Origin of the sequence: Parahalioglobus pacificus (assembly GCF_014652275.1) — a bacterium.
Lineage (GTDB): Bacteria > Pseudomonadota > Gammaproteobacteria > Pseudomonadales > Halieaceae > Parahalioglobus > Parahalioglobus pacificus.
The window spans coordinates 597,200-620,642 of the sequence record NZ_BMYM01000001.1; the positions used below are offsets into that span (position 1 = coordinate 597,200).

The 23,443-nt window shown below is 57.2% G+C and carries 27 protein-coding genes; 23 read left to right on the plus strand and 4 right to left on the minus strand.

Annotation, left to right across the window (positions count from 1 at the left end):
- Positions 1-136 precede the first annotated feature (136 nt).
- From IE089_RS02790 to IE089_RS02815, 6 genes are all read left to right on the plus strand, one after another.
- Complete coding sequence (locus IE089_RS02790) at positions 137-478, plus strand: HvfA family oxazolone/thioamide-modified RiPP metallophore (protein WP_189474953.1); 342 nt, start codon at positions 137-139, stop codon at positions 476-478.
- Positions 479-481: 3 nt separating this feature from the next.
- Positions 482-1,330: an HvfB family MNIO-type RiPP peptide maturase gene (locus IE089_RS02795; RefSeq protein ID WP_189474955.1), complete on the plus strand. Its 849-nt coding sequence runs from the start codon at positions 482-484 to the stop codon at positions 1,328-1,330.
- Complete coding sequence (locus tag IE089_RS02800) at positions 1,327-2,082, plus strand: HvfC family RiPP maturation protein (protein ID WP_189474956.1); 756 nt, start codon at positions 1,327-1,329, stop codon at positions 2,080-2,082. The genes IE089_RS02795 and IE089_RS02800 overlap by 4 nt, the downstream gene beginning before the upstream one ends.
- Before the next feature lie 35 nt (positions 2,083-2,117).
- Positions 2,118-2,840 carry an MlaA family lipoprotein gene (locus IE089_RS02805; RefSeq protein WP_189474958.1) on the plus strand — a complete coding sequence of 241 codons (723 nt, stop codon included), beginning with the start codon at positions 2,118-2,120 and terminating at the stop codon, positions 2,838-2,840.
- 102 nt (positions 2,841-2,942) lie between these two features.
- Positions 2,943-4,154 carry a PP2C family protein-serine/threonine phosphatase gene (locus IE089_RS02810; protein ID WP_229802546.1) on the plus strand — a complete coding sequence of 404 codons (1,212 nt, stop codon included), beginning with the start codon at positions 2,943-2,945 and terminating at the stop codon, positions 4,152-4,154.
- On the plus strand, positions 4,147-4,629 hold the full coding sequence (locus tag IE089_RS02815; protein WP_189474960.1) for an STAS domain-containing protein: 483 nt from the start codon (positions 4,147-4,149) through the stop codon (positions 4,627-4,629). Before IE089_RS02810 ends, IE089_RS02815 begins: the two co-directional genes overlap by 8 nt.
- On the opposite strand, the gene IE089_RS02820 is transcribed toward IE089_RS02815, so the two are convergent.
- From IE089_RS02820 to dusA, 3 genes are read right to left on the minus strand one after another with little or no spacing between them, the layout of a single operon-like run.
- A complete protein-coding gene (locus IE089_RS02820) occupies positions 4,626-5,066 on the minus strand; it encodes a tellurite resistance TerB family protein (RefSeq protein ID WP_189474962.1) in 441 nt (146 codons plus the stop codon). The two genes, IE089_RS02815 and IE089_RS02820, sit on opposite strands and share 4 nt — an antisense overlap.
- Complete coding sequence (gene tal, locus IE089_RS02825) at positions 5,063-6,016, minus strand: transaldolase (protein WP_189474964.1); 954 nt, start codon at positions 6,014-6,016, stop codon at positions 5,063-5,065. The genes IE089_RS02820 and tal overlap by 4 nt, the downstream gene beginning before the upstream one ends.
- 27 nt (positions 6,017-6,043) lie before the next feature.
- Positions 6,044-7,072 (minus strand): tRNA dihydrouridine(20/20a) synthase DusA, encoded by a 1,029-nt coding sequence (gene dusA, locus IE089_RS02830; RefSeq protein ID WP_268247975.1) that lies wholly within the window; start codon positions 7,070-7,072, stop codon positions 6,044-6,046.
- Between the two features lie 241 nt (positions 7,073-7,313).
- On the opposite strand from dusA, the gene IE089_RS02835 reads away from it, so the two are divergent.
- The 9 genes from IE089_RS02835 (at position 7,314) to IE089_RS02875 (ending at position 14,412) form a co-directional block, all read left to right on the plus strand.
- On the plus strand, positions 7,314-8,261 hold the full coding sequence (locus IE089_RS02835) for an alpha/beta hydrolase (protein ID WP_229802547.1): 948 nt from the start codon (positions 7,314-7,316) through the stop codon (positions 8,259-8,261).
- A 54-nt stretch (positions 8,262-8,315) separates the two neighbouring features.
- Positions 8,316-9,044: an SDR family NAD(P)-dependent oxidoreductase gene (locus IE089_RS02840; protein ID WP_189474967.1), complete on the plus strand. Its 729-nt coding sequence runs from the start codon at positions 8,316-8,318 to the stop codon at positions 9,042-9,044.
- Positions 9,045-9,057: 13 nt separating this feature from the next.
- On the plus strand, positions 9,058-9,438 hold the full coding sequence (locus IE089_RS02845; protein WP_189474968.1) for a hypothetical protein: 381 nt from the start codon (positions 9,058-9,060) through the stop codon (positions 9,436-9,438).
- Positions 9,431-10,645, plus strand: a complete 1,215-nt coding sequence (locus IE089_RS02850) for an MFS transporter (protein WP_229802548.1) — start codon at positions 9,431-9,433, stop codon at positions 10,643-10,645. The genes IE089_RS02845 and IE089_RS02850 overlap by 8 nt, the downstream gene beginning before the upstream one ends.
- 442 nt (positions 10,646-11,087) lie before the next feature.
- Positions 11,088-11,375, plus strand: a complete 288-nt coding sequence (locus IE089_RS15630; protein WP_229802549.1) for a dihydrofolate reductase family protein — start codon at positions 11,088-11,090, stop codon at positions 11,373-11,375.
- A 96-nt stretch (positions 11,376-11,471) separates the two neighbouring features.
- Positions 11,472-12,428, plus strand: coding sequence for a hypothetical protein (locus IE089_RS02860; protein ID WP_189474972.1), 957 nt, complete (start codon positions 11,472-11,474; stop codon positions 12,426-12,428).
- 137 nt (positions 12,429-12,565) lie between these two features.
- Positions 12,566-13,054, plus strand: a complete 489-nt coding sequence (locus tag IE089_RS02865) for a DUF4410 domain-containing protein (RefSeq protein ID WP_268247976.1) — start codon at positions 12,566-12,568, stop codon at positions 13,052-13,054.
- A gap of 120 nt (positions 13,055-13,174) precedes the next feature.
- Positions 13,175-13,780, plus strand: coding sequence for a hypothetical protein (locus tag IE089_RS02870; protein WP_189474976.1), 606 nt, complete (start codon positions 13,175-13,177; stop codon positions 13,778-13,780).
- 113 nt (positions 13,781-13,893) lie between these two features.
- Positions 13,894-14,412, plus strand: a complete 519-nt coding sequence (locus IE089_RS02875; RefSeq protein WP_189474979.1) for a hypothetical protein — start codon at positions 13,894-13,896, stop codon at positions 14,410-14,412.
- A gap of 82 nt (positions 14,413-14,494) precedes the next feature.
- On the opposite strand, the gene IE089_RS02880 is transcribed toward IE089_RS02875, so the two are convergent.
- Entirely contained in the window at positions 14,495-15,853 is a 1,359-nt protein-coding gene (locus IE089_RS02880) for a cytochrome P450 (protein ID WP_189474981.1), read from the minus strand.
- A gap of 319 nt (positions 15,854-16,172) precedes the next feature.
- Here IE089_RS02880 and IE089_RS02885 point away from each other — a divergent pair, with 319 nt between their 5' ends.
- The 8 genes from IE089_RS02885 (at position 16,173) to IE089_RS02920 (ending at position 23,432) form a co-directional block, all read left to right on the plus strand.
- Positions 16,173-17,033 carry an alpha/beta hydrolase family protein gene (locus IE089_RS02885; RefSeq protein WP_189474983.1) on the plus strand — a complete coding sequence of 287 codons (861 nt, stop codon included), beginning with the start codon at positions 16,173-16,175 and terminating at the stop codon, positions 17,031-17,033.
- Positions 17,030-18,265, plus strand: a complete 1,236-nt coding sequence (gene kynU, locus IE089_RS02890) for a kynureninase (protein ID WP_189474984.1) — start codon at positions 17,030-17,032, stop codon at positions 18,263-18,265. The genes IE089_RS02885 and kynU overlap by 4 nt, the downstream gene beginning before the upstream one ends.
- A gap of 10 nt (positions 18,266-18,275) precedes the next feature.
- Positions 18,276-18,596, plus strand: coding sequence for an antibiotic biosynthesis monooxygenase family protein (locus IE089_RS02895; RefSeq protein ID WP_189474986.1), 321 nt, complete (start codon positions 18,276-18,278; stop codon positions 18,594-18,596).
- 82 nt (positions 18,597-18,678) lie between these two features.
- Positions 18,679-19,728, plus strand: coding sequence for a fatty acid desaturase (locus IE089_RS02900; RefSeq protein ID WP_229802550.1), 1,050 nt, complete (start codon positions 18,679-18,681; stop codon positions 19,726-19,728).
- Positions 19,729-19,756: 28 nt separating this feature from the next.
- Entirely contained in the window at positions 19,757-20,521 is a 765-nt protein-coding gene (locus IE089_RS02905) for an SDR family NAD(P)-dependent oxidoreductase (RefSeq protein ID WP_189474988.1), read from the plus strand.
- Positions 20,521-21,288: a pseudouridine synthase gene (locus IE089_RS02910; protein ID WP_189474990.1), complete on the plus strand. Its 768-nt coding sequence runs from the start codon at positions 20,521-20,523 to the stop codon at positions 21,286-21,288. The genes IE089_RS02905 and IE089_RS02910 overlap by 1 nt, the downstream gene beginning before the upstream one ends.
- Before the next feature lie 19 nt (positions 21,289-21,307).
- A complete protein-coding gene (locus IE089_RS02915) occupies positions 21,308-22,147 on the plus strand; it encodes a phytanoyl-CoA dioxygenase family protein (RefSeq protein ID WP_189474992.1) in 840 nt (279 codons plus the stop codon).
- Between the two features lie 121 nt (positions 22,148-22,268).
- The gene (locus IE089_RS02920) at positions 22,269-23,432 is read left to right on the plus strand and encodes a CaiB/BaiF CoA transferase family protein (RefSeq protein WP_189474994.1); all 1,164 of its coding nucleotides are present in this window, start codon (positions 22,269-22,271) and stop codon (positions 23,430-23,432) included.
- Positions 23,433-23,443: the final 11 nt, after the last annotated feature.

The window sequence follows — 23,443 nt, forward strand, 5'->3', positions numbered from 1 at the left end:
TATTCGCGTGACAGGAAACTTCACAGGTACTCACCGGTCATAGGTACCACGAACGCTGTCCGGGTTGTCCGGGATTCGTTATCAAGCAGTAAAACATGATTAGATGTACCAATAGAGTAACTACAGGGAACTGAACATGGCTCAATCAAAGAAACCTCTGGCTGCAGCGCTTGGCGCGGCATTTCTGGCAACGTCTCTCTCGCCCCTGGCGTCGGCCGATGTAAACCCGTTCTCAGCCCAGCAGCTCAGCGGCGGCTACGACCTGGCGAGCTTCGGCGGTCACGCTAAAGACGGCGAAGGCAAATGCGGTGAAGGCAAGTGCGGCGAAGGTAAATGCGGCGACGAAAAAGCTGAAGGCGAAGGCAAGTGTGGCGAAGGCAAGTGCGGCGGCGACAAAGCTGAAGGCGAAGGCAAGTGCGGCGGCGACAAAGCTGAAGGCGAAGGCAAGTGCGGCGAAGGTAAGTGCGGCGGCGCCTAAGCGATGGCTGACAACAACCGGGAATTCCGCGGCGCGGGTCTCGGTCTCAGGCGGGCCCTTCTGGGCCCGCTCTCGTCTATGGCCGATGAGGCTGTCGACTTCATGGAGTTAGCACCCGAGAACTGGATTGGTGTGGGTGGCCGCTTTGGGCGTCAGTTAAGAGCCTTGGCGGAGAAGCACACCATCGCGTTTCACGGGCTCTCTCTTGATGTTGGCGGCCCGGACCCCATCGACACTGACCTGGTAAAGGCGGTGCGGAATCTGATGTCGGAGCTTCAGGCCCCGATTTACAGTGAGCATTTAACGTACTGTGCGGCAGAGGGGCATCTCTATGACCTGTTGCCCATACCTTTTACGGAGGAGGCCGTGCACCACGTGGCAGCGCGCATCCGCCAGGTTCAGGACATTATCGGTGAGCCCATAGCACTGGAAAATGCGTCTTACTATGCGCAAGCGCACCACGACATGACGGAAGCGGAATTCATCACGGCGGTGCTGGAGGAGGCGGATTGTGGGCTTCTTTTGGACGTCAACAACATCTATGTAAACAGTATTAATCACCGCTACGACCCCGTGGCCTTTTTGGACTCGCTGCCACTGGACCGGGCGCGTTACATCCATATTGCAGGGCACTTCGACGAAGCGGACGACCTAAAGGTCGACACCCATGGGGCAGACATCATCGACCCCGTATGGCGCTTACTCGATCAGGCCTATGAGCGCGTTGGACCCTTACCCACTCTGCTGGAGCGTGACTTTAACTTGCCGCCCCTGTCGGAGTTGCTGACCGATATCGAACGCATACGCGCGGCTCAGTCGGCTGCGATTGGCAACGAGGCGCTGCGGGCATGAGCGCGAATAGCAACTTAAAAGCGCAGCAGATGGAGATGGCCAGTTTTCTGCGCGATCCCGAGCATAATGCACCGCCTGCCGGCATCGAAGCCCGGCGATTGAAGATTTACCAGGACCTCATTTACAACAATATTGAGGGCTTTATCAATAGCGGCTTTCCCGTGCTGAAAAGCCTATACGACGATTCGGACTGGCATGCGCTAGTGCGCCGCTTCATAGACGGACACCGCTGCCACACGCCATACTTCCTGGAGATTAGTCAGGAGTTTCTCCACTTTCTCACCGAAGACTACGAGCCTCGTGACTGCGATCCGCCGTTTATGGCTGAGTTGGCACACTACGAATGGGTAGAGCTGGGTTTAGACGTTGCGGAGGATGAAATCCCGCAGGACTGCCCTGAGGCCGACGTGTTGAGCCTGGTTCCCCGCTTGTCGCCCGTGGCTTGGGTGTTGGCGTATATATGGCCGGTTCATGAAATTGGGCCCGGACATCGACCGTCTCAATCGGAGCAACCCACCTTTTTGGCGGTGTATCGCGACCGCGAGGACAAAGTGCGCTTTATGGCGCTGAACCCTGCCATGGCCAGGCTGCTGGAGCTGGTGCGTGACAATGAGGGCGAATTGGCCACAGCACTTGTGGCGCAACTGGCAGCAGAGCTTTCCACAACCAACGAGGCTATCGCGCAGTTTGCCAGCCAGGAGCTGAACCAGCTGCGCTCCTCGGGCATAATTTACTGCGAGCCCAAGTCGTAGCAAAATAGCGGCCGCCAAGAGACTGAACGTCATACATGCCCCGTATTCTTTTTATCATTATCCTGCTGTTTTCCCCGGTACCTGCTGCACAAGAGGTGCTGGAGCCGGAGGAAAACGTTGATCCATTGGAGTGGTTCAATCGGCCAATGTTCGCCGTTAACGACCAACTGGATCGCTTCCTGCTCAAGCCGGTGGCAACGGGTTATGATTTTGTGATGCCGGACCCGGCGCAGCGCGGTGTAGGTAATTTTTTTGCCAACCTGTATGACTTTAACGCTGCCATTAACGCGGTGTTGCAAGGCCGGTTTTTGGGCGCCGCACAGGGCGGTGGGCGTTTCCTGGTGAACTCCACCGTTGGGCTGCTGGGGCTTTTCGATGTCGCAACACCCCTGGGAATCCGGCCGTATCGCACCGACTTTGGTCACACCTTGGCGATATGGGGCGTACCCGAAGGGCCTTATGTGATGGTGCCCTTGTTCGGGCCGCGAACCTTCCGCAGCGGCACAGGTACCATTGTGGATACTTACACCTCGGTCCCCACCTATATCGATAATGTCGCCCTCCGGAACTCCATCTGGGGCACCGAGCTTATCGATGGGCGTGCCCGCTTACTCTCCGCCGATGAGCTGATCAGCGGTGATCGCTATATCTTCGTCCGTGATGCCTATATTCAACAGCGCCGCGCACTGGTGAATGACGGGGAAGTTGAAGATAGCTTCTCCGATTTTGGGGATGATTGGGACGACGAAGAGTTCTGATACCCCGGCCGTTAATGGGGCCGTTTTCAAAAGTGTGAATTCTTACCAAACCCGTCTGCGACCGGTTGTTTGACCGTGGCGTTGGGCGTAACGTGCCCGGAAATGAACAGTGGATATCGCCAGATGACGGTCAATGGCAATGTCCTCGTCATCGATGATGACGCCTCGCGCGCGCAAGAGCTGGCCCAGCTGGTGCGAGAGGGTGGCTACAGCGCCAATGTGGTCACAGACGTGAATAGCTCACATTACTCCCTCAGCACCGACAGTGAGTTGGACGTTATCCTGTGTGAGCTCAACCTCAAGGACGTATTCTGGAACGACGCCAGGCAAACTCTGCGTGAGATGGATGTGCAGGTACCTGCCATCATGTTCAGCGATGAGGCGGAGTCTGAGCGGATGATGACGGCGTTGCGCCTGGGTGCCAGCGATTTCTTCGTGCGGCCTGTGGAAGATCCTCAGGCGCTGCATGAGTCTATTGCTCGCTGTGTGCGTCAGCGGCAGATGCGGCGCGAGCTTCAGGATTCCCGGCAGCGGCTGGAAGCGGCCAATCTCGAGTTGCGAGGTACCGTCAAGGTGCTGGAACAGGACCAGCAGGCGGGCCGGCAGGTGCAGCTGGCGATGCTGCCCGAGTCGCCCATGGTGAGTGGCGACTTTGTGTTCAGTCACACAGTCATTCCCTCTTTGTACCTCAGTGGCGATTTTACCGACTACTTCACTGTGGGCGACCGCTACGTCACATTTTTTATGGCCGACGTGTCTGGCCACGGTAGCTCCTCGGCGTTTGCGACGGTGCTTTTGAAAAACCTGTTTGCGCGCAAGCGCTCGGATTTTCTGCGCAAAAACGACGACACTATTCTCAGCCCCGTGGGTATGCTGAAGCGGGCAAATCACGATCTGTTGGATCTGGATGTGGGGAAATTCGCAACCATGGTGGTGGGCGTGCTGGATCTGGTGAATAACAGCCTGCGCTATAGCGTGGCTGGGCACCTTCCACAGCCTGTGCTGATGTCCTCCGAGGGGGCACGCTACCTGCGCGGGGAGGGCTCAGCGGTGGGCATCATGGTGGATGCCCACTACGAAGAACACATGCTTGAGCTGCCCGCTCGCTTTACGCTGGCCCTTTTTTCCGATGGCATATTGGAAATTCTGCCGCCGCAAAGCCTGATTGAAAAAGAAAAGTATTTCCTGAACGTATTTGACGAAGCGGCAGAGTCACCTGAAGTCCTGGCGCATCGGTTGGGATTAAATACGGTGGAGACTGCGCCCGACGATATCGCAGCGTTGTTTATCAGCAAGCGGGGCGAAGATGTCTGAGGGGCGCGTGCTGGCGGCCAGCCACGATGGCGCCTACGTTATTCGCCTGCAGGGTGATGTGCGCCTGACACTGTGCACAACGATCGACGATTACATCCAGCACATGTTTGATGACCCTGAGTTTGCCAGTGTCTGGGTGGATTTGTGTGATGCGCAGGGTATTGATAGCACGACGCTAGGCCTATTGGCGAAACTCGCTATTCGAACCCGCGAACAGTTTGGCTTCAGCCCCGCTATTTACTCCTGCGAACCTGGAATCAACCGACTCCTAAAAAGTATGGGCTTCCAGCGGCTCTTTGAGCTGCATGAAGAGTCCTGCCACAGCGACGACACCGTCACCGACATTCCTGTGGTTGATGGCAGTGAGGCTGCGGTGCGCGAGAAAGTCATAGAGGCTCATCGTATTCTGATGGATATCTCGGATGAGAACCGCGCGAAGTTTCGTGATCTCATGACCGCATTGGAGCGGGGTTAGGGCGCAGCGGCGAGTTTGCTGCGAATGTAGTCCTGATGGGGCACATAGGTGAGTTCGGCGACACGCCGAATCAAGTGCTCTTCGTACTTATCCAGGTTGCTATCAGCGTAGGCCACTTTCCACATCAGGTCGATGAGCGCGAGTTTTTGCGCAGGGGTGTAGTGGTCATTGATAACGCGCGTGAATTCGTACAGCGACGTGGCCTCGTCGGCGCGCTGGTTGGCCAGTGTCACCAGTTCTTCAACCTGAGCTTTCGACAGCTGAAGTGTGTCGGCCAGCAGGCTTCTCAGCGCCACCTCTTCAGCTTCATCCCGATGAAAGTCTGCGCGAGCGGTTTCTATCAGCAGTGCCGCAGCGGCCAATTGCGTAGCTTGGCTGGCGTCCTCCGGCGAAGCCGCCTCAGGTAATTCAAATAGCGAGAGCAGCGACTTGATCATTGCCCGGCAATCACCTGTTCCAGTGTGATTTGGTCGGCGACGAAATTGCGAATCCCTTCAGCGAGTTTCTCTGTCGCCATCGCGTCCTGATTCAGTTCATAACGGAACTGTGACTCATCAGGCGGATTGAGCGAATCGTCTGAAGCAACTTCTCCGACACCCAGTTGCCGGGGCAGGGCAGTGCTGTCGTTACTCAACTCCTCCAATAGTGCCGGACTGATAGTGAGTCTGTCGCAACCGGCCAGTGCTTCAATCTCACCGACATTGCGGAAGCTGGCACCCATAACCACGGTGTTGTAGCCGTGTGCCTTGTAGTAACGGTAAATACGCGCAACCGATTGTACGCCGGGGTCGTCCTGTGGCGTGTTGATTGCGAGGTCTGTGTTGGCCTTGTGCCAATCCAGAATACGACCCACGAAGGGCGAAATCAGGAATACGCCGGCGTCGGCGCAAGCTTTCGCCTGGGCGAAGCCGAACAGTAGTGTCAGGTTGCAGTTAATGCCTTCCTGCTCCAACTGGCGGGCCGCCTGTATCCCTTCCCAGGTTGAGGCAATCTTGATCAGGATGCGGTCGGGGCCTATGCCCGCTTCTTCATACATGCGAATGATTTTGCGTGCGCGTGCGATGGTCGCATCGCAATCAAACGACAGCCGGGCATCGACTTCCGTGGAAATACGCCCGGGAATCAGGGCCAGTATTTCTCGGCCCACATCCACGGCGAAGCGGTCGCAGCAGTTAGCCAGTTGTTCGCTGTCGCTGCCGCCCTGATCACCGGCCCATGCTTTGGCTTCACTCAGCAGCGTGGCGTAATGAGGCAGAGATGCGGCTTTGAGCAGAAGCGACGGGTTGGTAGTTGCGTCCATGGGGGTGAAGCGGGCAATAGCCTCTATATCGCCGGTGTCTGCGACGACATCGGTCATTGCCTTTAACTGCTCCAGCTTGCTGCTCATGTTCGGGTTCCTATGACGGTGATGACATTACGCAACCGCAGGGGGGCGCGTATGTTCCAGTGTTTCGCGTACCAATTGACAGGCGGTTGTGAGTACATTGATGCCCGCGTCTGGCTTGTAGGCATTTTCGCTAAGATGACGCCTGAACTTTCGCGCACCGGGCACGCCCTGGTACAGGCCCAGTATGTGACGCGTGATGTGGTTCAGGTGAGTGCCTTTGGCCAACTCGCGCTCTACGTAGGGAAGTAGAGCGCCTACGACATCATCTCTGCTGTGTGCAGGGTTGTCCATGCCGAACAGTCGTGCATCGACCTCCGCCAGTCGCCAAGGGTTGTGGTAGGCCTCTCGGCCCAACATAACACCGTCGACTTGCGCCAGGTGTGTCTCGCAGGCTTCCAGTGTGGTGATGCCCCCGTTAATCACAATCTGCAAATCGGGGAAGTCCTGCTTTAGACGATACACCCAGAGATAATTGAGCGGCGGTATCTCGCGATTTTCCTTGGGGGACAAACCATTGAGCCAGGCTTTGCGCGCGTGCACGATAAAAACCTCACAACCCGCCTCAGCAATCGTCGAGACGAAATCCACAAGCTTGCTGTAGCTCTCCATATCGTCAATGCCGATACGGTGCTTGACGGTTACGGGTAGTTCGCAGGCATCGCGCATCGCCTTGACACAGTCGGCGACCAGTTGTGGTTCTGCCATCAAGCAGGCACCGAAGCGGCCAGACTGCACTCTATCGGAGGGGCATCCACAATTGAGATTAACCTCGTCGTATTCCCACTGCTCGGCGAGCTTCGCACATTGCGCCAGTTCCCCGGTATCCGAGCCGCCCAGCTGCAGCGCTACCGGATGCTCATCCGCGTTGTAGTGCAGGAAGCGGTCGCGGTCACCATGCAGCAGCGCGCCGGTGGTGACCATCTCTGTGTAGAGCAGGGCCTGGCGGCTGATCAGTCGCCAAAAGTAACGGCAATGATGATCCGACCAATCCATCATCGGCGCTATGCAAAAACGCCAGGGTGATGGCTGATCTGTCTGTGGGGTTTGCGTATTCACGGCAAGGATGTCTGAACGCTGTCTGGCCAGTTATCGAAACGCGAATTCTAGCGAGTTTCCGCGCGCTTGTACCGTACGCGGTGTCTGCCCGCGCTGCGAACAGTGTTTCTGTAATGCAATGGGCGGCGTGCTCGCCGTTGCTGGGCGGGGCACGGGGTGTTCGTTGAACGCAAAAAGAGGCTGGCTATATACTGCTGTGCTGCGATAAATGACAACAAGAAGTGAAGGCACGGATTCGAGAATGACCCCAGAGAAGATGCAACTCACGGATATAGACCCCGAACTGCAAGGGGCGTTCTCAAAGATGCCCAACCTGCGACTGGATCGAGCCTGGGTGAGATGGCTAGTGCGTTGCGTGATGCGCCTGCAGCGCAAAACCCCGAAGCATCCGCAGGTTGAGTTTTCCAAACAGGCGCTGGGTGCTGCCGATATCCGCGTGTATAAACCGAAGTCCGGTGGCACTGGCGCTGGCCTGCTGTGGATTCACGGCGGCGGGATGATCATGGGCGATGCCAGCATGAACGATGCGGACTGCCTGCGCTATGCGGCAGAACTGGGTCTGACGGTGGTATCGGCCAACTACCGTCTTGCACCCGAGCACACGTATCCCGCTGCCATCGATGATTGCTTCGGCGCCTGGGAGTGGTTTTTGGAGAGCGCCGATCGCTTGGGTGTTGACCCCGCCAGGATTGCGATTGCCGGGCAGAGTGCGGGTGGTGGGCTTGCCGCTGCCCTATGCCAACGTATTGCGGATACGGGTGGGCACCAGCCTGCGGCGCAGCTGCTGATCTATCCCATGTTGGATGACCGTACTGCCACGCGCGAAGACCTCACGGCGATAGAGCACATTCTCTGGAACAACAGCAACAACCGCTACGGCTGGTCTGCCTATCTGGGGCGAGAAGCGGGTCTTGAAGACCTCGCTCCAGACTGGGCGGTGCCTGGCCGGCGTGAGTCGTTGGCCGGTTTGCCGCCGGCCTGGGTCGGCGTGGGTGACAAGGATCTATTTCTGGACGAAGACCGAGTGTACACACAGCGGCTGCGCGAGGCTGGCGTGCCTTGCGAGTTCCTTGTGGCGCCGCTGGCACCCCACGGGTTCGATGGTGTTGCGCCAACTGCGGCCGTGTCCCGCGACTTTATGAAGTCGTCCGATGCATTTTTGAAGCGGATATTAGGCATAGCCGAGTGATACGTCTGCCTCGCTGGGGTGTATTAACACGGTAAATACTGAAGGAGTGAGGTCATGACGGAATCAGTACTGTTTTTCGGGGCCGGATCGCCCGACGGCTTGGGTGGCGCCCTGGCGCGCAAGTTTGCCAGCGAAGGGCAGCATGTCATAGTGACGGGGCGCACCCTCGAGAAAGTACAGGCATCCGCCGATCTTGCGTCAGAGGACGGAGGCAGTTGCGAAGCGCTGGCTGTGGATGTAACCCGGGAAGAGGAGGTTGGCGCGGCCTTCGATCTCCTCGAGCAGCGGGGACATTCTGTCGCTGCGATCATCTATAACGCCGGCAGCAATGCGATTATTCCCTTCGAGGAGCTATCGGCCTCACAGTTTGAATCATTTTGGCGCATCGGGTGCTACGGCGCTTTTTTGGTGGCCAAGCGCGCGATGCGGCTGTTAGCTGCCCAGGGGCAGGGTTCTTTATTGTTTACCGGAGCCTCAGCATCCACGCGCGGTAAAGCGAATTTTGCGCACTTCGCATCCGCCAAGGCCGGACTGCGTAATCTGGTGCAGTCATTGGCGCGCGAGTATGGCCCGCAGGGTGTGCACGTGGCCCACGTGATCGTTGATGGCGTAATCAATGGCGACATTCTGCGCACGCGCTTCCCGCAATACCTCGAGCAGGTCGGGCCGGAGGGCTCGCTGGAACCGGCCGCTATTGCCGATGCATTCTGGTATCTCCACAACCAGCCCCGCAGCGCGTGGACCCATGAATTGGATCTCAGGCCGTTCAAAGAGAACTGGTAGGCCGGGGAACGTTGTGCGTAATCGAATTCTGTTAACAGCCGCTGGCTTGTCTGCTCTGGTGGTTGTGTTGCATGAGGTGGCCGGTGCGCCGATGGTGCTCCCCCCACTGAGCGAGGCAGGACTGCCACCGGAGGTTGTGGCGCTGCATCACTTCAGTTGGCACGCCGGCAGTGTGTTGGGCTTGCTGCTGGCGGCGCTGTTTTTTGTGGCAGCCCGTCGCGATGGTATGCAGGTGGTGGCGCGAGTTGCGACTTTCGCGGCCTGCGCCTTGGGTGCGGTTGCCGTCTCACTGGCTGTTACATTGTCGGACGCGCTTTGGGGCACGCCCGCGCCGTATGTCTGGTGGGCGGTTGGCGCACTGGGTGCCATCGGGAGTCGAACCAGTTTTGAGTGATAACCGCATCGACACCGATCATGATCAAGACCAGTTGAGTGAAGGGCAGGTCATACTGCTGGCCGTGGTGGCGGCGGTAGTAACGGCTAACGCGTATTACATACATCCGATCATTGCGCGGGTAGCTGAGAGCTTCGAGGTACGAGATGCCTGGGTAGGTCTGGTGCCTGCGGCTAATCAGATCGCCTTGGCGGTGGGTATTTTGCTCCTCTTGCCGCTGGGAGATCGCCTGAGTAATCGACGTATCATCACGTTATCACTTAGCGTGCAGCTCATTGCGCTTATGCTGATGGCAGTTGCAGAGTCATTTGCGGTGTTTGTCGCGGCGTCCACCGCGTTAGGATTCTTCACGATTACGCCCTACATGCTGCCGGCCTACATCTCCAAGCGGGTACCGGTTTCCAGAATCGGCCATGTGACCGGAGTGCTCACCGCGGGCATCATCACCGGCGTGTTGTTGTCGCGCACGCTGTCAGGCGTTGTCGGGGAGTATTTGGGATGGCGCATTACCTACTGGATCGCGACCGCACTCATGGTGGTTGCCTTATTCGCACTTCGGCGCATGCTCGACGATAAAGTGGTTACCCGTGGCACGGTGGAAACCGGTAGCTATTGGCGTCTTATCGGCACTATGTTGACCTTGGCGCGGCAGCATCCGCGGGTGCTGCTCTCCGGGTTTATCCAGGGACTGAGCTTCGGCATTTTCCTTTTGGTGTGGATGGGGCTGGGACTTCACTTCACCAGCCCCGAGATGGGCTTCGGCGTTGATGACGTGGGTTATCTGGGCGCCTTCTCGATTGTCAATGCCTGGACAACACCGCGACTGGGTCGATGGGCCGATCGTGTGGGGCCCGAGCAGGCGCGCATTGTGGTCGCGCTTTGGCAGATGTTCGGTATTGGCCTGCTGTGGCTGGTGGGGGCCAACTTCTGGTGGCTTGCCGTTCCTATCATCATCATGAGTGTGGCGGGACCTATGGTGGATGTGGCCGGCCGCATGACCTGCCTGGTCGGCGACCCCGCAGTGCGCACGCGGTTGATGTCGCTGTTCATCACGCTGATGTTCCTCGGCGGCGGTATCGGCAGCTGGGTGGGTACCATCGCGTACGACATCGGCGGTTGGGGATTGAATGTGACCTTGGCGCTCACCTTCTCAGCGGTGATTGTGCTGCTCTCGCTGCTGGCAAAGCGGTGGTACGCGCCATCCTGACGATCGCACTCTGACGGCGACATGAACTTTACGCCTGTGTCACTGCGAGACCTGGTACTGAAGCCTTGTGGTCGCTGCTACCCTAGGCATCGCGAAGAGAAAACTTTGGTTTCAAGGGATTGAGAGTTCAAGGGAGGGTAATTCATTCATGAAGTGCTCTGTTTTCATTGCTGCAAGTGCAGATGGCTAGATTGCCACCCTAGGCGGAGGCGTCGAGTGGCTGGATGCCGCCGGCAATGCCGAAAATGGTGATGGCACAACCATGGGAGACGGCGGCTTCGCTGACTTTCTGGGTACGGTGGACTGCCTGGTTATGGGGCGTAATACGCTCGAAAAGGTCGCCAGTTCTAACCTTTCCCCAGAGGAATGGCCGTACAGTGACTTACCTGTGTATGTACTTAGCAAAACGCTCTCAACGCTTCCTTAGGGATTGCCCGACACCGTGAGCCTGTTCTCTGGTGCTATTCCCGAGTTGATTGAGCGGTTGGAGGAGGGTGGCCTGCAGCACGCCTATGTCGATGGTGGCGCCACGATCACCTCTTTTCTCGATCATGGCTTAATCGATGAAATCTGCGTCTGGCAGGCACCAGTTCTGCTGGGTGGTGGACTTCCCCTGTTCGGACAACTGGGAAGCGCTGTCAGACTAAAAGGAGCGCATGCCACCGTGTTTTCTAATGACTTCATCCAGTGGAGATGTTCGGTAATTAAAGATCGCACCGCCGCAGGTTAATCGTCGGCTTGGCGTGCCTGCAATCGAGTCTGATAGCATTCACGCAAGTCGCTTAAGCATTAAGTGTTTTAGTAAGAATCCACAAGGAGGTGGTTGTTGGGTAGACATACCTCGTCAGGCGAGCGCTTCTTGGCCATAGTGATGGTTGCTTGCTGCTCGCTTTTGGCAGCTTGCAGTGTCAAACAGTCAAACTGCACCACGACGCCGGATCTGACGGTCGAGGTGGTGAAGGCGCTCTATAACGACAATGTCAGTGCACTCATCGCCGGCGCTTCACTGAGGCGCTTTTATCCCGCGTCACAATATCCAACGACGTTTCCAACACGGGATGACTTCCTCGTCGCTGCGATGGATATTGATCCAACTGATGAGACCCTACTGCAATCCCTCCACGTCTTTTGCAAATCTACTGAGGGCGTTGACCCCCAAACCCGCAAAGAGCTCTGCACTCAAATACCGATTCATGCACTGGCAGAGCTCAGGCCCGACAATGGGCTTTACCAGGCCTTCCTCGCCGTTCTACGTGTGGAAGAGGGCGATAATGATGGTGCGCTCGAGTACATGGAATCCGCTGCCCGTTCAGCCAACTTTGACGAGGGCTTTTTCCGTCAGGCGCTGAGTTTTGTGCCTGTCATAGACAAATACTTGCCAGGGCATCGCGCCTGTTCGCCTGTACTGGCTTCGAGCATCGCCGCTATGAACCTGCCGGAGTACCAAGGCATTATTGAGGTTTGCAAGCCGCGGGTAACGACAGACGAGCGCTGGCGCGAAGCTTGCCTCGATGTTAGCCGGAATATGGAAAAGCACGGCAAGGGGTTGGTCACCACGCAGGTAGGGTTAGGGCTCCACGCAGTGTTGCTCGACCAGATTCAACAGACAGACGAGGCGCAAGAAGTGCGTATGCGTGGAGATGAAAATCGCAATATTGCCAGCGACTACGGCCACAGCGCTCATGGCCGCAAAAACTCGAGAGAGACGGGTCTTCGTTTCCTGACATATGCTGAGCAATACGGCGAGCTTGAGGCTATGAGGCGTCTTTCAGACCGCCAGTGATTTGGTCAGTAGCGCTCGCCAGATAAAAATCATCCTCGACATGAGTGTTGGCAAAAATGAAAAATCTTAACTAATCGATATTTGGGCTCGCTGCAGCGCTGATCTTCTGTTACTCGGGCGCCATGGCCGCAGGAAAGATGGATAGTCAGAATATTTTTTCTGGTGCGCTGTCAAAAAGCGCTCCGATACACATACATCCTTTCAGTACTTCTGAGGCCGATTTGGGCAATCCAAAGTTTCGCGACACAGCGAACGCGATGGTGAAATCAGCCCCTCACCTCTTGGCCGCCGACATTGTTGAAAGCCTGCGCGATGCAGGGTTTACCTCAGTAACGCTGGATGAATCGGAAGGTGACATACCCATAGATGCTTTAAACGTGACTGGAAGGTTCACCAGGCTTGACCCGGGTCGTCAAAACCTCAGGGTTTGGATCGGATTTGGTACCGGTGAGAGTAAGGTATGTGTTTCTGGTGAGGTCGCTGACCCAGATGGCAATAAGCTCGCCGATTCTGCCGATTGTCGAAACGGATTGGGATGGGGTTCGAGTGGCCCGCAGGCAGACAAGGGTGCCGAGGTTCTTGGGGAGCGAGTGGCTGGATTCCTGATTGACTGGGCCGACTCCTAGGATCTTGAATGTTGTGCGGCGTCCTAAACCGTATCGGCGCTATAGATTGGCTGACTTCGCCGACAACTTGCTGACGGTCTATGCTTGTTGACGACCCTAACAGCAAGCGGAGTAGGCGATATGGAAGTGACGGCCGCCGATAAAATCAAGGATCGATTCTCAACCGTTCAAATCACGATTGTCAGTATCTTCCTCGGCCTGGCTATGGAGGATCTGTTCAGCAGGTTCTCGTCTATCGAGAGCCCTAGCTTTTTTGCCTATGTAATACTGGCGCTAGTTTCGCTGCTCGTTATCAATCTATGGGTTTCCTACTCCAGCATGGCGGTTTGTATCCGCCTTGTGCCCAAACCCATGGACGCGTTTATGGTGTTTGGCTCGATCATGGGTCTGTACATTCTAAATTTCATGATCACCCGGCCTGCTTACGAGTTCTTTTACGTGCACGGAGTCTTCAATCTCGGCGCCGCACTTGCGACTTTCTACAACGTTCACAGGGGGTTGTCCGACGACACAATCGATTACGATCCGGCCCTATTTAGGCCTGTTTATGCGCTGAATGTGGCAATTTTCATACTCAGTATGGCTGTTGGCTTAGTGCTGCATCTTCATCTTGTCGGTCAAGTACAAGAGGCACTGTTGGCTAGCATGGTTCTCATATGCCCTCCTGCGTGGTTATGGGTTTTCTGGGTTAACTTTAAGCAGGCGTTTCCTGTCTTTGCTCAATAGAAAATGTGCCCAGCATCAAGCTAGCGGGCTCTGCCGGTATAAACTTGCCCTTCGCGAAAAGCCGAACCTCGGTCTACGCTTATCCGAGTTAAGGATAATCTAGGGGTCTACAGGTGAGCTGGGACGCAATCGGTGCCGTGGGCGAGATTCTGGGCGCTCTCGCAGTGTTCATATCGCTAATCTATCTCGCGGTTCAGATCCGCCAGAACACACGATCGGTTAGCACGGCTGCAACACAGTCAGTACTCGAGAACTTGAATGCAGCCTTACAGATTGGCGCAGGCTCCAAGGCAAACGCCCGCGTGATAATTCTGGGAATGAATGATTTCGATGCGCTGGATCGGGATGAGCAGATGCAATTCACCCTTTGGCTATCCAGCTTTCTCCGGACCTTGGAACTCGCGCACATTCACTACGAAAGGAAATTGATCGACGAAGATGTGTGGGCAGGTTTCGAGGCCCAGTTCGCCGCTATCTTACAGTCGGATTCCGCGCAGCGGATATGGCAGGAGCGCCGAACCATGTTTGGAAAGCGCTTCAGAACATTTATCGAAGATCTACCCACCAACCCCGGCGTGCCAACGCACAGTGACTCCAGCCAGAAACTGTTTGGCCTGCGTCAGGAGCCCTAGAAGGGAATCCGCATAGCTGACACTCTTGATTACGCAACGTCCTGACGCTGCGTTTTCGCCTGCGTTCCCGGGCGTCGCCGTATTACAGCTTCTCTAACACCAAGGGCAGGTCATCCATCGGCTTGGCGAAGGGGAAGTTCTGGATCTTGCTGGGGAACTGTCCCTCTTTCGCGAAACGGATGCGGTAGGTCGAGAGCAGCTGCGCCAGGGTGCATTTAAACAGCATGTCGGCGAAGTGCAGGCCAATGCATTTGTGAGCGCCGCCACCGAAGGGGGCCCACAGGAAGGGGTGCTGCTTGTGCTCCTCCCTGGCAAAACGATCCGGATCGAAGACGTGAGGGTTGGTCCAGTACTCGGCCATGCGATGGGTGTACAGCGGCGACACCTGGATCATTGTGTGTGGCTCCAATTCGAAATCGCCGAGCTGCACGGGCTTTACGGTGCGCCGCATGAGCATGGGAACTGGCGGATTCATGCGCAACACCTCTTTGAATGCGTGATCCAGATTGGGCACGTTCTTGCCCAGATCGTCATACTCCAGCTCCGCGCGGCCCAGGCTTGCGGTTTCCTCGCGCAGCCGCTCTTGCCACGCCTGATCGTTCGCCAGGTAATAGGCTGCCATGGTTAGCGCGCTTGTGGTTGTATCGTGCGCCGCCAGGAGCAAGAAGATCAAGTGCTCACCCACGACTTTCTCGGAGAAGTAATCACCGTCTTCGGTGGTCTCATTGGCGAAGAAAGTGGCCATGTCCTTACCGTCTTTGCCGCGCCGCTCCGGCGTCAAATTGAAGAAGAACTCCTCAAGTTTGCGCCGTCCGTTCATGGCCTTGTGATAGGTCAGGCCCGGCCAGTCGCGGCGGATCAGTGCCACCGTCCCTTCATTCATATCCAGGAATGCCTGATTGAGGGCGTCCGTTTCCGGGCCATCCAGGTCCATACCCAAAAATACTTTGGCGCCCACATCCAGCAGCAGGGTTTTTACATTGGGATAAAACGTAAAGTCGCCAGGTGTATTCCAGCTCGCTAGCTGCTGACTGATGATGGGCTGCATCAGGTCGACATAGGTCCGCATGGCGTCGATCTTGAAAGCAGTTTGCATGATGCGCCGGTGGAACTTGTGCTCCTGGAAGTCGCGCATCAGCAGGCCGCCGGCAAAGAAGTCCCCCAGCGGTGCGTCATAGCCCATGCGCGCCGAGAATTCCTGTTTTGAATCCAGCATCAGCTGCTGAATAAACTCCGGTCCCAGCGCCACCACCATGCGCTGAAAGGTGAGGCTGGACTTAAAGACAGGGCCATACTGTCGGTAGGCCTGGTCCAAGCTATCGAAAGGCGCGGTGATGAAGCCGAAGGTGTTGCCCAGTAAGGGCAGTCCGTAACTGCCGGGGATGTGTGACAGGTCGCGGTTATCTTTGTGCTGGACGTATTCAGGGGCTGCAGCTTCCATAGTTACCTCGGCAAAGCTATAGACTAATAGGCATTAGTTTGGAGTATAACCAAGGTACGAAACCCTGACCACATCGGTTCAATACCGGCCAGTGAGGGCCAGTAGTGGTGAATATCGACACACGTCTGCTTAGCTGCGCTGATGCGGCTAGAAACAGGTGAAGATAACGATAAGTGAAGGTGTTGGACTGGCCAGTATTGCTCGTCGAAGTAAGGCCGCTGACACTTCAGAATCAATCCGCTTGGGTAGCTGTTGGCGTACTGGATTTAGCGCAATCCGCTGGCTAAGCTGCCGCTCTTCCACTATCCGGACGCCCCCTATGCTTCGACCTATATCTTTCGCCTTTCTCATGGCCCTGTGCACCGCGGTCACCGGGCTACGCGCTGAAACTGCTATGCCGGTGAGTTTCTCTGAGGTGACAGACCTTGCGGTGACTGAGGATTACCAAACAGTGCGCTATGGCGATGCACCTAGTCAGTTTGCTGAACTGTGGTTACCCGATCACGTGCCCGCACCGGGCATTGTGCTGGTGCACGGTGGTTGCTGGCTGAGTCAGTACGGTGTAGACCATATTCGTCCGCTGGCATCTGCGCTGGCGCAGCAGGGTTATGTTGTCTGGGCTCCTGAATACCGCCGTGTTGGGGAGCCCGGTGGTGGTTGGCCCGGCACCTTTCACGACATTGCTGTTGCAATTGAGGCATTCCCGGAAGCGGCAGCAGCGGCACTGGATGCTGATCGTATAGCGTATGCCGGCCACTCTGCCGGTGGCCATCTGGCGCTTTGGGCCGCAGCGAGGCAGCCCGGTAGCGACAGCTCACCGGCCCCGTCGAGTGTAGTGGCGCCCAAGGCTGTGCTGGGTTTTGCCGCGATTACAGATCTGGAGAGCTACGCGCGCGGCGATAACAGTTGCCAGCAGGTGGTAGTCGACCTTATGGAGGGACTGCCCGAGGATCAGCCGGCGCGTTATAGCGACGTGTCACCGGCACGCCTCACGTATCCGGCGCCACCTGTGCTGATCCAGGGCGAGGCAGACCCCATTGTGCCGGCCGCGCAGGCTGCGGCTATCGTGGGTGCCAAACGCGTGAGCATCCCTGACGCTGGACACTTTGATGTTATTCATCCTGATACGGCAGCCTTCGCCGTGCTCCTGAATGCCATAGGCGAGGCGCTAGCCCCATGAGTACAAACAGTCTTGAAGCGCTGGATTCAGCCGATGCATTGGCACCGTTGCGAGCACAGTTTGATCTGCCGGCGGGCGTGACTTACCTCGATGGAAACTCACTCGGGGCATTACCGCGAGCCGTGCGTGAGGCGTTAAATCAGACGGTCGACACGGAGTGGGGCAGTGACCTGATCGCCAGCTGGAACAAACACCGATGGATCGATTTACCGGTGACCGTTGGCGAGGCCATAGCGCCGTTAGTGGGTGCCGCACCCGGGCAGTTGGTCTGTTGTGACAGTATTTCCGTCAATCTCTTTAAGCTCCTCGCAACGGCGCTGGCACTCAGGCCCGGGCGTCGTGTAATCCTGTCGCAGGGTGATAACTTTCCCACCGACCTGTACATGGCGCAGGGTCTGGAAAGCCTGTTGGGGCAGCAGCGCTGTGAGCTGAGAACGGCCTCCAGTGACGGCTTGCTAGAGGCGCTGGATTCAGACGTGGCTGTGATGATGCTGACCGAGGTGAACTTCCGCACCGGGGAGAAGCACGATATGCGTGCGCTTACGCAAGCCGCGCACGATGCAGGTGCACTGGTACTGTGGGACTTGGCACACAGCGCCGGTGCGATGCCGGTTGCACTGGATGCCTGCAATGTCGATATGGCGGTTGGCTGCGGCTACAAGTTTTTCAATGGCGGACCGGGTGCGCCCGCCTTCCTGTATTTGGCCAAGCGTCATCAGAACGCAGTGCAGCAACCGCTCACGGGCTGGATGGGGCATCGTAACGGTTTTGAGTTCTCCCCGCAGTACACGCCGGGTGTCGGTGTCAGCCAATACTTGGGCGGTACCCCGGGAGTATTGGGTATGCGTGCGCTGCAGGCGGCGCTGTCGCTGTTTGAATCGGTGTCGATGTCGGCCGTGCGCGACAAGTCATTGGCTCTCACCGAGACATTTATGGCACGGGTGGCGGAACAGCCATCCCTGGTAGCCTTCAAATGCCTGACGCCCGTAAGCCCCGAGCAAAGAGGCTCGCAAGTTTCCCTGGCGCACCCCGAGGCCTTCGCCATCTCGCAGGCCCTGATTGATCGGGGCATCATCGTCGACTTCCGCGCACCCGACATAGTCCGCTTCGGTTTTGCGCCCCTGTACAATCGCTTTGCGGACGTGGCGAAAGCCGTTAGCGTATTGGAAGACGTGATGGAGTCGCGCCACTATGAAGATCCCAAGTATCAGGTGCGCGCCAAGGTGACGTGAGGGCAGGGGTATGCATTACATTTTTGAGGTGCGAATCAGGCCAGACACCGACTACACAGCAGAGGACTACGCCGAAGCCTGGGAGCGAGCCAGTGCCTATATCCAATCGGCGGCGGGTGCGCAGGGCACACGGCTGCACCGGAAAATTGGCGATCCCAGCGTCCTACTGGCCATAGCCACATGGGAATCAAAAGCAGCCCGTGATGCGATGGAGGCCAAGCTGCCCGATGCCGTAGCCGACATTATTGCGGAGCAAACCCCTCACGTTGATATTCATTTTTTGGGTGAGTTTGAATCACCCGAGTGGGAGGTGTTGCCGCCCACGGCATAAGCAGGGGGTTTGTTAAGCCCGTGTAAAGTTGGCCCGCTTGGCCTACACTCAATTCGCGTTCGGTCGCCGCCAGGAGGGCACAATGACAGCGCAAATGCAGGAAGCAACACCCAGACGAGCCGCCACGGTCTCCCTGGACGAACAGCGGGTCAAACGCATCGTTGCGGGCATCCGCGCCGAAGACCAAAGGCTGCGCGCCAAATACCCCATCCTTCAGCGTCAGAACGCCATCGGCCTGTCCATATTGCTGTTTTCGCTGGCAGGCATGATCGCCAGCGGACTGGCCTGGTACCTCGGTTATCTCTCGGCTTGGATAAGCATCCCTCTCTCTGCACTGTTTGCATCGCTGTCCCATGAGTTGGAGCACGACCTGATACACCGGCTGTATTTCCGCAAGCAGCCGCTGGTTCAGAACATCATGATGTTCGTGGTGTGGGTGATGCGCCCCAATACCATCAACCCCTGGTACCGTCGCGATATCCACTTTTTGCACCACAAGGTCTCGGGTAACCCGGAAGACCTGGAAGAGCGTCTGGTGGGGAATGGCATCAGGAACCCCATCCTGCGACTCGTTGTCATGGCCGATTCCTTCATGGGCATCCTGCTACGCGTGCGCGTATTCCAGCGTGAGACGCCGAGATTTGGTTTGGTTGAAATTGTGAATGCCTCGTTTCCGGTCTCAACGATGTACTACGTGTGCTGGTACGTGTTCCTTGGCTACCACGCCGTTATGGGTGGCACCGCGCTGCTGGGTGTATCGCTGTCGCTGCCCGCATGGACGGCCGAGGTGATGTCTGTGCTCAACCTTCTTGTTGTCGTTGTTATAGCGCCAAACGTGCTGCGCGCCTTCTGCCTGAACGTGATTACCTCCTACATGCACTACTACGGTGGTGTGTCTGGTTTGATGCAGCAGACGCAGATCCTGCGCCCCTGGTTCCTGTGGCCACTGCAGCTGTTCTGTTTCAACTTCGGGTCCACTCATGCGATTCACCATTTCGTGGTGAACCAGCCGTTTTATCTGCGACAGATGGTAGCGGGTGCGGCACACCGGGTGATGCGTGAAAACGGCGTGCGTTACAATGACCTTTCCACTTTTGTGAGCGGCAACCGATACCAGGCGATTCGGCACTAGCGCGCTCACGCAGCGATAGGAAGCCACTATGAATCCTCTGGGTAAGGTCGCCATTGTCACCGGTGCCAGTTCCGGCGTGGGCGCAGAAACTGCCGTCCAACTCGCAGAGCTCGGTGCCAGCGTTGTTATCAATTACGCCAATACACTGGCCGGCGCGGAGGAGACGCTTCGTCGAGTAGAGGCTGCCGGTGCCAAGGGTGTGATTTGCCAGGCCGATGTCAGTGATGAGGCTCAGTGTCGTCATTTGGTAGAGACGGCGGTGGCCGAGTTTGGCGGCGTCGACATTCTGGTGAACAACGCGGGCACCACCACCTATGTGCCCCATAAAGAACTCAACAATCTCAGCGACGAAATCTGGGAGCGCACCCTGGGCACCAACCTGATGGGGCCGTTCTATATGACGCGGGCGGTGGTGCCCGAGCTGATCAAACGTGGGGGCGGGGAGGTTGTAATGACCTCCAGTGTTGCCGGACTCACCAGTAATGGAAGTTCCATGGCCTACTGTTGCTCCAAGGCGGCTCTCAACAGTATGACCCGCAATCTTGCCAAAGCACTGGGCGAGCACAACATTCGGGTGAATGCGATTTGCCCGGGTCTGATCGACGGACGCTGGGCGGCCGAAGGGTGGGGCGAGGCCTGGGAAGATATCAAGGTGTTGGTTGAAGGCCAGACCCCATTGAGCGTCATTGCTACCCCCGCCGATGTCGCGCAGAGTCTGCTGTCTGTGATTACCGGCACCGATGTGATGACCGGTCAGATCATCACGCTGGATGGTGGCTTTACCATAAATTGATGCAAGCTGTGCACGCAGACGATAAAGACGTAGCGCTTGAAGTTATCTATCGCGACGATCGACTTATCGCGATCAATAAGCCGTCAGGGCTGTTGGTGCATCGCAGCAATATTGATCGGCATGAAACGCGCTTCGCGTTGCAGTTGTTGCGTGACCAGATAGGCCAGCGGGTGTATCCCGTGCACCGGCTGGATAAACCCACTTCCGGCGTGCTGCTATTTGGTCTGGATTCCGAGGCCGGCGCATCACTGTCCGGCCAGTTCGAGCGACGCGAGGTGCGCAAGACCTATCTGGCGGTGGTGCGTGGCTATTGCCCCGAGGGTGGGGAGGTTAATCATGGCCTTCGGGATAAGGCGGACGGTTATGCGAGCGCGACGCGGGAGCAGCTCGCTAGAGAGGCCATTACCCGCTTTCAACGCCTTGGGACGGTTGAGCTGCCCTACGCGGTGGATCGCTATCCCAGCAGTCGTTACTCCCTGGTGCAACTGCATCCCCTAACGGGCAGGAAGCACCAACTCAGACGGCATATGAAGCATATTGGCCACCCCATCATTGGCGATGCAAAGCACGGTAAAGGGGTACACAACCGCTTCTTTAAACTGCGCTACGGTTGCGACCGCCTCTTGCTGGCCTGTACGGGCATGGTCGTAACGCATCCTGACACCGGCAACCCCGTTGTTCTTGACGCACGACCCGGAGAGGACTTTGAGCGGTTGGTTCGGCAACTGGGCTGGGCTGATGCTTTAAACACAGCCGTATCCCGCTGATACAGCCTATGAAAGAAACATGAGTGCATACTTCGACCAGGAAGGGTGCCAAAACTCGGATCAGGCAAAGACTTATACCCAGTTACAGCCGGGTCCCGAGCGCAGTAGCCCCGATATCGATGCAGACTTTGACGTTCTGATGCGCGATGGCTATGTCATCATCGAGGGCCTGCTCAGCCGGGAGCAGTGCGCTACCATCAAAGCTGAGGGTCTGTCGTTGTTGGACAAAACAGGGCGTAATGCCTTTGAGGGGTACAAGACCCAGCGTGTTTACGACCTGCTATCAAAAACGCGGATCACGGACGCCCTGGCTACGCACCCTCGCATCATGGGGCTGATGGATAAGTTCTTTATGCAGGGTTATCTGCTGTCGCAAAGCCAGGTGATCAATATTCAGCCCGGTGAAGCGCTGCAATCGCTGCACTACGATGACAACTGGTACCGCATCCCCAGGCCTCGCCAACCGTTGGGCGCCGCTACGGTGTGGGCCATTGATGATTTCACCGCGGACAATGGCGCCACCGTTGTTATCCCAGGGAGTCACCAATGGGATGACCAGCGCCAGGGTAAACCAGCCGAAGCCACACCGGCGATTATGCCCGCTGGCTCGGTCGTGTTCTTCCTCGGTACTACCTGGCACGGGGGTGGTGAGAATCGGTCGGGTAATGCGCGCTTCGGCATTACTCATCAGTACTGCGAAGCCTATGTACGGCAGCAGGAGAACTACCTGCTGGAACTGTCGAAAGATCGCGTGCGTGACATGACCCCCGAACTTCAATCACTGGTGGGCTACAACATTTACGGGCCGTTTATGGGGATGGTGAACGGCATGCACCCTTTGCGGTTGATTAACGACTAGCGCGCACTGTCTCGCTACTTGCGACCCTCGCTTAAGTGCCGTCTTCGCCCCGGAGAAAACTCTCTATACTGCTCGTAGAAAATCAATAACACCAATAATGCCGATGCGCTGAGGATTGACCGTGAGCGACACCCTGTTTTCTGACCTGCTAGTGATCGATTGTGCGAGCTTCATCGCCGGACCCGCCGCCGCAACCATGCTGGCCGACATGGGGGCCAGGGTCATTAAGGTAGAGCCTCCGACCGGCGATGGTTACCGGCTGCTCAAACACCTGCCGGGGCTACCGCAGGGAGAAACTAACTACCCCTGGCGGCACACCAACCGCAGTAAAGAAAGCCTGTCGCTCGATTTGAAGAACGCTGAGCAACGCGCGTCGCTGGATAAGCTGATCGCCAAAGCCGATGTGTTCGTCACTAACTACCCCCTGGGTGTTCGCGACTCGCTCAACCTGCATTACGAAGATATCAAGGCGATCAATCCGTCGATCGTCTACGCCTCATTTACGCCCTACGGTGAAGAGGGGCCCGAGGCGGCAAGCACCGGATACGACGCTACCGCCTGGTGGGCAAGGTCTGGCTTGATGGACGCGGTGAGGGCAACCGGTGATACGCCTCCAGCGATTTCTATGCCCGGCATGGGCGACTATATGTCAGCCAATGCGCTGTACGGTGCCATCGTGACAGCGCTATACCGCCGGGAGAAAACCGGTGAGGGCGGTCGCGTCGGTAGTTCTCTAATGGCGAATGGCCTGTGGAGCAACGCTGTGTGCGTGCAGGCGGCGCTGGATGGTGCCGATACCAGTAAGCGACTGGAGCGTCACAAGCTCAGTGCCTTTTCCCAGACCTATCGGTGCAGTGATGATCGCTGGTTCTTGCTGACGGTCTTGCCGCAGGTGCAGGAAAAGGTTTGGCCTGCGTTAGCCGAGTGTTGTGGACACCCGGAGTGGATCACGGATGAGCGTTTCACGACGATAGAATCGCGCCGCGCCAACAACGCAGACCTCACCGCGGCGCTTGAAGCCGTATTTCTCGAGCACCCCTGGTCCTATTGGGAGCCGCGAATGGTCGAAGGGCACATCACCGCGGGCAAGATCGCGCGCCACAGTGATCATGCTGTGTGCGAGCAGGCGATGGCTAATCAGATGTTGGTGGGTTTTGAGGCTGAACAGGGCCAGCTCACTATCAACAGCCCATTTTACATTGATGGTGTAGAGAAGGTGTCACCGCGTGAAGCCCCCGAGGTGGGGCAGCACAATGCAGCGCTGTTCGCGGAGTTTGGCCTGTAAGCTGTGTACAG

Excerpts from the sequence above, each read along its gene's own strand:
- IE089_RS02790 (WP_189474953.1), top strand. The coding sequence starts at position 137 with ATGGCTCAATCAAAGAAACCTCTGGCTGCAGCGCTTGGCGCGGCATTT.
- IE089_RS02795 (WP_189474955.1), top strand. The coding sequence starts at position 482 with ATGGCTGACAACAACCGGGAATTCCGCGGCGCGGGTCTCGGTCTCAGG.
- IE089_RS02800 (WP_189474956.1), top strand. The coding sequence starts at position 1,327 with ATGAGCGCGAATAGCAACTTAAAAGCGCAGCAGATGGAGATGGCCAGT.
- IE089_RS02805 (WP_189474958.1), top strand. The coding sequence starts at position 2,118 with ATGCCCCGTATTCTTTTTATCATTATCCTGCTGTTTTCCCCGGTACCT.
- IE089_RS02810 (WP_229802546.1), top strand. The coding sequence starts at position 2,943 with ATGAACAGTGGATATCGCCAGATGACGGTCAATGGCAATGTCCTCGTC.
- IE089_RS02815 (WP_189474960.1), top strand. The coding sequence starts at position 4,147 with ATGTCTGAGGGGCGCGTGCTGGCGGCCAGCCACGATGGCGCCTACGTT.
- IE089_RS02820 (WP_189474962.1), bottom strand. The coding sequence starts at position 5,066 with ATGATCAAGTCGCTGCTCTCGCTATTTGAATTACCTGAGGCGGCTTCG.
- tal (WP_189474964.1), bottom strand. The coding sequence starts at position 6,016 with ATGAGCAGCAAGCTGGAGCAGTTAAAGGCAATGACCGATGTCGTCGCA.
- IE089_RS02835 (WP_229802547.1), top strand. The coding sequence starts at position 7,314 with ATGACCCCAGAGAAGATGCAACTCACGGATATAGACCCCGAACTGCAA.
- IE089_RS02840 (WP_189474967.1), top strand. The coding sequence starts at position 8,316 with ATGACGGAATCAGTACTGTTTTTCGGGGCCGGATCGCCCGACGGCTTG.
- IE089_RS02865 (WP_268247976.1), top strand. The coding sequence starts at position 12,566 with ATGGATAGTCAGAATATTTTTTCTGGTGCGCTGTCAAAAAGCGCTCCG.
- IE089_RS02870 (WP_189474976.1), top strand. The coding sequence starts at position 13,175 with ATGGAAGTGACGGCCGCCGATAAAATCAAGGATCGATTCTCAACCGTT.
- IE089_RS02880 (WP_189474981.1), bottom strand. The coding sequence starts at position 15,853 with ATGGAAGCTGCAGCCCCTGAATACGTCCAGCACAAAGATAACCGCGAC.
- IE089_RS02885 (WP_189474983.1), top strand. The coding sequence starts at position 16,173 with ATGCTTCGACCTATATCTTTCGCCTTTCTCATGGCCCTGTGCACCGCG.
- kynU (WP_189474984.1), top strand. The coding sequence starts at position 17,030 with ATGAGTACAAACAGTCTTGAAGCGCTGGATTCAGCCGATGCATTGGCA.
- IE089_RS02895 (WP_189474986.1), top strand. The coding sequence starts at position 18,276 with ATGCATTACATTTTTGAGGTGCGAATCAGGCCAGACACCGACTACACA.
- IE089_RS02900 (WP_229802550.1), top strand. The coding sequence starts at position 18,679 with ATGACAGCGCAAATGCAGGAAGCAACACCCAGACGAGCCGCCACGGTC.
- IE089_RS02905 (WP_189474988.1), top strand. The coding sequence starts at position 19,757 with ATGAATCCTCTGGGTAAGGTCGCCATTGTCACCGGTGCCAGTTCCGGC.
- IE089_RS02910 (WP_189474990.1), top strand. The coding sequence starts at position 20,521 with ATGCAAGCTGTGCACGCAGACGATAAAGACGTAGCGCTTGAAGTTATC.
- IE089_RS02915 (WP_189474992.1), top strand. The coding sequence starts at position 21,308 with ATGAGTGCATACTTCGACCAGGAAGGGTGCCAAAACTCGGATCAGGCA.